Origin of the sequence: Peterkaempfera griseoplana, from assembly GCF_001418575.1 — a bacterium.
GTDB classification, from domain to species: domain Bacteria; phylum Actinomycetota; class Actinomycetes; order Streptomycetales; family Streptomycetaceae; genus Peterkaempfera; species Peterkaempfera griseoplana.
Window position 1 is genome coordinate 1 of the sequence record NZ_LIQR01000396.1, and the last position, 7181, is coordinate 7181.

6 protein-coding genes are annotated in these 7181 nt (G+C 74.3%); all 6 read right to left on the bottom strand.

The genetic code is table 11. The annotated features are described in order from the left end of the window. Positions 1-177 (bottom strand): enoyl-CoA hydratase-related protein (locus AOK09_RS27210; protein WP_245687499.1); only part of this gene is annotated, 177 nt, incomplete at its 3' end. Then, positions 174-1889, bottom strand: coding sequence for an AMP-binding protein (locus AOK09_RS27215; protein WP_063796084.1), 1716 nt, complete (start codon positions 1887-1889; stop codon positions 174-176). The genes AOK09_RS27210 and AOK09_RS27215, both read right to left, overlap by 4 nt. A 49-nt stretch (positions 1890-1938) precedes the next feature. Continuing rightward, positions 1939-3126, bottom strand: a complete 1188-nt coding sequence (locus AOK09_RS27220; RefSeq protein WP_055589899.1) for an acyl-CoA dehydrogenase family protein — start codon at positions 3124-3126, stop codon at positions 1939-1941. 179 nt (positions 3127-3305) lie between these two features. Beyond that, positions 3306-5258 (bottom strand): acetyl/propionyl/methylcrotonyl-CoA carboxylase subunit alpha, encoded by a 1953-nt coding sequence (locus AOK09_RS27225; RefSeq protein ID WP_055589901.1) that lies wholly within the window; start codon positions 5256-5258, stop codon positions 3306-3308. 17 nt (positions 5259-5275) lie between these two features. Next, positions 5276-6874 carry an acyl-CoA carboxylase subunit beta gene (locus AOK09_RS27230; protein ID WP_055589900.1) on the bottom strand — a complete coding sequence of 533 codons (1599 nt, stop codon included), beginning with the start codon at positions 6872-6874 and terminating at the stop codon, positions 5276-5278. Further along, on the bottom strand, positions 6871-7181 hold a 311-nt coding region (locus AOK09_RS27235), incomplete at its 5' end, for an AtuA-related protein (protein WP_456153971.1). The genes AOK09_RS27230 and AOK09_RS27235, both read right to left, overlap by 4 nt.

Sequence of the window (7181 nt, forward strand, 5' to 3'; positions counted from 1 at the left end):
GGTGAGGACCACGGCCCGCACCGCCGGGTCCTCGGCTGCCTCGGCGAGGCCCTGCTCCAGTTTGTCCATCAGGCGGGTGGAGAGGGCGTTGCGGTTGTGCGGGGAGTCCAGGGTGAGGGTGGCGACCGCCCCCTCGACCGTGCGGCGGACGAGGGGGGCGGCGGTGGGGTCGGTCATCGCGAGAGGCCTTCTTCCGGGCCGGCTCCGTTGCCGGCGTGCCTGGGGGTCTGGGTGGCCGGGGCGGGCGCGGGGGCCGCGGCGGCCGCGAGGGTTCCGGCGGGGGCTCCCGCCGGAGCCGAGCGGGACCGTTCCAGGTCCCGCAGCGTGCGGCGGAGGATCTTGCCGGCCGCCGACTTGGGGACGGCGTCCAGGAACTCCACGACACGCACCTTCTTGTACGGGGCGACCTGCCCGGCCACATGGTCGATCACCTGCTGCGGGGTGAGGGTACTCCCCGGCGCACGGACCACGAACGCCTTGGGCACCTCCCCGCCGTCCGCTCCGGCGACCCCGATCACGGCGGCGTCCGCGACGGCGGGGTGGGCCAGCAGCACCGCCTCCAGCTCGGCGGGGGCCACCTGGTAGCCCTTGTACTTGATCAGCTCCTTGACCCGGTCGACGATGTGCAGATAGCCGTGCGCGTCGACATAGCCGATGTCGCCGGTGTGCAGCCAGCCCTCCTCGTCGATCATCGCGTCGGTCTCGGTGCGGCGCCCGAAGTAGCCCCGCATCACCTGCGGTCCGCGGATCAGCAGCTCTCCGGGCTCCCCCGCGGGCAGGTCGGTTCCGGCGGCTTCGCCGTCGACCGCGACCACCCGCATCTCGGTGCCGGCGATCAGCCGGCCGACGGCGCCGGGCGGCGGCGCGGGGTCGCTGCGCGGCACCAGGTGGGTGGCCGGGGAGAGTTCGGTCATCCCGTAGGCCTGGCGTACCGCGTCGATGCCCAGCCGGCGGGCGCAGCGGGCGGCCAGGTCGGCGTCGAGCGGGGCCGCGGCGGACAGGACGTACTCCAGCGAGGAGAGGTCGTAGCGGTCCACGGCGGGGTGGTTGGCGAGGGCCAGCACCATCGGCGGTGCGGCGTAGACGCCCTGGATCCGGTGGTCCTGGAGGGTCTGCAGGAACTGCTCCAGGTCGAACCGGGGCAGCACCACCACGGTGGCGCCGCCCCGCAGCGGATGGTTCATCAGCGCGGTGAGGCCGTAGATGTGGAAGAACGGCAGCACCGCGATGATCCGCTCGCCCTCGCCGGGCCGGTGCACGGCGTCGAGCTGGGCGAGGTTGGTGGCGATGTTGCGGTGGGTGAGCATCACGCCCTTGGCGGTGCCGGTGGTGCCGCTGGAGTAGGGCAGCACGGCGATGTCGGTGGCGGGATCTATGGTGGGCGTCGGTTCGGGTGCACCGGTGGCGGCCAGGTCGAGCAGGGAGGGGTGGCCCTCGACGCGGTCGCAGGTGAAGATGCGGCGGATCGGTGCGGGGGTGTCTGCCAGGGCCGCGGCCGCCTCCAGGGCGGCGGGGAGGAAGGGGGAGACCGTGATGATCCAGCGGGCGCCACTGTCGCGCAGTTGTGCGGTCAGCTCGCCGGGGGTGGCCAGCGAGCTGACGGTGGTGACGGTGGCTCCGGCCCGGGTGGCGGCGTAGAAGGCCACCGGGTAGGCGATGGTGTTGGGGCTGTGCAGGGCGATCACGTCGCCGGGGGCCACCCCGGCCTCGGCGAGCCCGGCGGCGGTGCGGCGGGTGGCGGCGTCGAGCTGTGCATGGCTCAGGCGCTGCCCGGTGACCCCGTCGACCAGGGCCGCCAGGTCGCCCCGGGCGGCCGCGCCGCCCAGCACCGCGTCATGGATGGGCAGGTCGAGCACGGGGACGTCGGGGTAGTCGCTGCGGAACACCATGGGGACCCTCCGGATGGGAGCCGGCTGTGCCTGTCGGTGTGCGTGCCGGTCAGTACGACTTTGGGAGAGCGAGGGTGTGCTGGGCAACAAAGTTGAGAATCATCTCCCGGCTCACCGGGGCGACCCTGCCCACCCGGGAGGCGGTCAGCAGCGCGGCGAGGCCGTACTCCTGGGTGAGGCCGTTGCCGCCGAGGGTGTGCACGGCCTGGTCGACGGCGCGGGCGCTCGCCTCGCCGGCGGCGTACTTGGCCATGTTGGCGGCCTCTCCGGCGCCTGTGTCGTCCCCGCGGTCGTAGAGGTGGGCGGCCTTCTGCATCATCAGCCGGGCCAGCTCCAGCTCGATGCGGCACTGGGCGAGGGGGTGGGCGATGCCCTGGTGGGCGCCGATGGGGGTCTGCCACACGGTGCGCTCCCGGGCGTAGTCGACCGCCTTGGCCAGGGCGTGGCGGCCGATGCCCACGGCGAACGCGGCGGCCATGATGCGCTCGGGGTTGAGCCCGGCGAAGAGCTGCAGCAGTCCGGTGTCCTGATCGCCGATCAGGGCGTCGGCGGGGAGCGCCACATCGTCCAGGAAGACCTGGTACTGGTGCTCGGAGGAGACGATCTCCATGGGGATGCGGCGGTACTCGAACCCGGGCGCGTCCACCGGGACGGCGAAGAGGGCCGGCTTGAGCTTCCCCGTGCGGGCGTCCTCGGTGCGGCCCACCACCATGACGGCGTCGGAGCCCTCGATGCCGGAGATGAAGACCTTGCGGCCGTTCAGCCGCCAGCCGTCGGGGGTGCGGCGGCCGACGGTGGTCAGCCGGTGCGTGTTGGACCCGGCGTCGGGCTCGGTGATGGCGAAGGCCATCCGCAGGGTGCCGTCGGAGAAGCCGGGCAGCCAGTGGCGGCGCTGCTGCTCCGTACCGAAGCGGGCGATGATGGAGCCGCAGATCGCGGGGGTGACCACCAGCATCAGCAGGGGGCAGCCGGCGGCGCCGAGTTCCTCCAGGACGATGGACAGCTCATAGCTGCCGGCTCCGCCGCCGCCGTACTCGACGGGCAGATTGACGCCCAGGAAGCCCAGCTTGCCGGCCTCCCGCCACAGTTCGTCGGTGCGCTCGCCGGAGCGTGCCTTGGCGAGGAAGTACTCCAGGCCGTAGCGGCGGCCGAGCGCGGAGACCGCGCGGCGCAGCGCCCGGCGCTCGTCGGACTCGCTGAAGGCGGACTCCTGGAAGGTGCTGCGCTGCTCGGACATACCGTGCTTCCCTTCGACTGCGGCGGGCCCCGGCCCGCACGGACCACGGGCGGCGGACCCCCGGCGGGACCGCGCCCGGGGCGCCGCGCCCGCGGATCGCCCGCCGCGGGACGCCAAGGCGCCGGGCGGGTTTGCGGCGCGGGACCGGGGAGCCGCCGGGCGGTTCTCCCGCCGGGGGTTCATGGCTGGGTGACGACGGCGAGGAGCGCGCCGGGTTCGACCTGCTGGCCAGGCCGGACGCGCAGCTGTGCGACGGTGCCCGCGGTCGGGGCGGTGACCCGGTGCTCCATCTTCATGGCCTCCAGCCACAGCACGGTCTGCCCGGCGGTCACCGTGTCGCCTTCGGCGACGGCGGTGCGGACGACCGTTCCGGGCATGGGCGCGAGCAGCGACCCGGGGACGGTGTGGGCGGCCGGGTCCGGGAAGCGGCTGACGGCGGTGAGGGTGACGGCGCCGAGCGGGGAGTCGACATGGACGGTGTCGCCGTGGCGGGCGACGCCGAAGGTGCGGCGCACCCCGTCGGCCTCCAGCACCACCCGGTCGGGTTCGGCGCCGAGCAGTCGGACGCCGGGGTGGTCCTCGGCCCGGAGTCCGTCGCGGGTCCTGCGGTAGCGGACCTCGTGCTCGGTCTCCCCGCAGCGGTAGCGCTTGGTCTGCGGCCCGGAGGGGACGTTGCGCCAGGCCGCGGGCAGCCCGGCGAGCACGGGGGCGGCGGCCCGGTTGGCCGCGGCGTCGGCCAGGGCCGCGGCGAGGGCGGCCAGCGCCTGGCCGTCCTTGGCCCCGGGGTCGACCACCTCGGCGTGGTGCTGCTCCAGGAATCCGGTGTGCACCTCCCCGGCGAGGAAGGCGGGGTGGCGCAGCACCCGTACCAGCAGGTCGCGGTTGGTGGCGGGTCCGTGGATGCGGGCGCGGGCCAGCGCCCCGGCGAGCCGGCGTGCGGCCTCCGCGCGGGTGGGCGCCCAGGCGATGACCTTGGCGAGCATGGCGTCGTAGTGGACGGTGACGGTGCTGCCGTCCTCGACGCCGGAGTCCAGGCGCAGTCCGGCGTCGGCGGGGTGGGGCCCGAAGCGGGTGTCGACGCCGGGCAGGTCGAGCAGGTGGAGGGGGCCGCTCTGCGGCTGCCACCCCTCGGCGGGGTCCTCGGCGTAGAGGCGGGCCTCGACGGCGTGCCCCCGGGTGCCGGGCGGCTCGGCGGGCAGGGCGGCGCCCTCGGCGATGCGCAGCTGCCAGGCGACCAGGTCGAGGCCGGTGGTGCACTCGGTGGCGGGGTGTTCGACCTGGAGGCGGGTGTTCATCTCCAGGAAGAAGAAGCGGCCGTCCCCGGCGAGCAGGAACTCCGCGGTGCCCGCTCCGGTGTAGCCGATGGCGCGGGCGGCGGTGCGGGCCGCCTCGTGCAGCCGGCTGCGCACGGCGCCCGGGATGCCGGGCGCGGGGGCCTCCTCGATGACCTTCTGGTGGCGGCGCTGCACCGAGCAGTCGCGGTCGCCGACCGCCCAGACGGTCCCGTGGGAGTCGGCGAGCAGCTGCACCTCGACATGGCGGCCGGTCTCCACATAGGGCTCGCAGAAGACCTCGGCGTCGCCGAAGGCGGAGGCGGCCTCGGCGCGGGCGGCGGTGAGCTCCCCGTCGAGGTCGGCGAGCCCGCGGACGATGCGCATCCCCCGGCCGCCGCCGCCCGCCGCGGCCTTGACCAGCAGCGGCAGCTCGGCCTCGGTGGCGGTCGCCGGGTCGACGGCGGTGAGGACGGGCACTCCGGCGGCGGCCATCAGCCGTTTGGCTTCGGTCTTGGAGCCCATGGCGGCCATGGCGTCCGGGGGCGGGCCGATCCAGAGCAGTCCGGCGTCGAGAACGGCGCGGGCGAAGGCGGCGTTCTCGGAGAGGAAGCCGTAGCCGGGGTGGACCGCGTCCGCCCCGGCCGCCAGCGCGGCCGCCACCAGCAGGTCGGCGCGGAGATAGGTGTCGGCGGGGGCGGCGCCGGGGAGCCGGACGGCGGCGTCGGCCTCCCGGACATAAGGTGCCTCGGCGTCGGGGTCGGAGTGGACGGCGACGGTGACGATGCCCGCGTCGCGGCAGGTGCGCAGGACGCGCCGGGCGATCTCGCCGCGGTTGGCGACCAGCACCGAGCTGATCATGGTCATCCGACTGCCCCTCACATCCGGTAGACGCCGTAGCCGCGTGCGCCCTCCACGGGCGCGCTGTGCACCGCCGACAGGCAGAGCCCGAGCACCGTGCGGGTGTCGCGCGGGTCGATCACCCCGTCGTCGTAGAGCCGGCCGGAGAGGAACATCGGCAGCGACTCGGACTCGATCTGCTGCTCCACCATGGCCCGCACGGCGGCGTCGGTCTCCTCGTCGTACGGCTGTCCCTTGGCCGCGGCCGACTGCCGGGCGACGATGGAGAGCACCCCGGCGAGCTGCTGGGGGCCCATCACGGCGGCCTTGGCGCTCGGCCAGGAGAAGAGGAACCTCGGGTCGTAGGCGCGGCCGCACATGCCGTAGTGCCCGGCGCCGTAGGAGGCGCCCATCAGCACGGAGATGTGCGGCACCCGGCTGTTGGAGACGGCGTTGATCATCATGGCGCCGTGTTTGATGATGCCGCCCTGCTCGTACTCCCGGCCGACCATGTAGCCGGTGGTGTTGTGCAGGAAGAGCAGCGGGATGTCGCGCTGGTTGGCCAGCTGGATGAACTGGGTGGCCTTCTGCGACTCGGCGCTGAACAGCACCCCCTGGGCGTTGGCCAGGACGCCGACCGGATAGCCGTGCACCTGTGCCCAGCCGGTGGCCAGGCTGGTCCCGTACAGCGGCTTGAACTCGTCGAAGTCCGAGTCGTCGACCACCCGGGCGATCACCTCGCGCGGGTCGAAGGGCACCTTGAGGTCGCCGGGGACGATGCCCAGCAGCTCCTCCTGGTCGTACTGGGGCGGCGGCGCGTACGGGGACGGGGCCGGGCCGCGCTTGTCCCAGCGCAGCCGGGCGACGATGCGGCGGGCCAGCCGCAGTGCGTCGGGTTCGTCGACGGCGAGGTGGTCGGCGAGACCGGAGGCACGGGCGTGCATCTCGGCGCCGCCCAGGGACTCGTCGTCGGACTCCTCACCGGTGGCCATCTTGACCAGCGGCGGCCCGCCGAGGAACACCTTGGAGCGCTCCTTGACCATCACCACGTGGTCGGACATGCCGGGGACGTAGGCGCCGCCGGCGGTGGAGTTGCCGAAGACCACCGAGACGGTGGGGATGCCGGCGGCGGAGAGCCGGGTGAGGTCGCGGAAGAGGGCGCCGCCGGGGATGAAGACCTCCTTCTGGCTGGGGAGGTCGGCGCCGCCGGACTCCACCAGGTTGACCAGCGGGAGGCGGTTGCGCAGGGCGATCTCATTGGCCCGCAGGGCCTTGCGCAGCGTCCAGGGGTTGGAGGCGCCGCCGCGCACGGTCGGGTCGTTGGCGGTGACGACGCACTCGGTGCCCTCGATGACGCCGATGCCGGTGACGGTGCCCGCGCCGACGGGGTACTCGCTGCCCCAGGCGGCGAGCGGGGAGAGCTCCAGGAACGGCGAGTCGGGGTCGAGCAGCAGCTCGATGCGCTCCCGGGCGAGCAGTTTGCCGCGGCCGCGGTGGCGTTCCACGTACTTGGGGCCGCCGCCGCCCACAGCCTTGGCGTGCTCGGCCTCGAGGTCGGCGAGTCTGCCGAGCATGGTGTCGCGGTTGGCGGCGAAGTCCGGCGAGGCCGGGTCGAGGGCGGAGACGAGGACGGTCACAGCAGCGACTCCGGGATGTCGAGGTGGCGGGAGCGCAGCCACTCCCCCACCGCCTTGGCCTGCGGGTCGAAGCGGGCGCGGGCGGCGACGCCCTCGCCGAGCAGCCCGGTGACGGTGAAGTTGAGGGCACGCAGCGCGGGCAGGACCTGACGGCTGACGGGCAGCGCGGCGGTCTCGGGCAGCAGGGTGCGCAGCCGCTCCACGGTGAGGGTGTGGGCGAGCCAGCGCCAGCCCTCGTCGCTGCGGGCCCAGACGCCGATGTTGGCGTCGCCGCCCTTGTCGCCGCTGCGGGCACCGGCGACCAGGC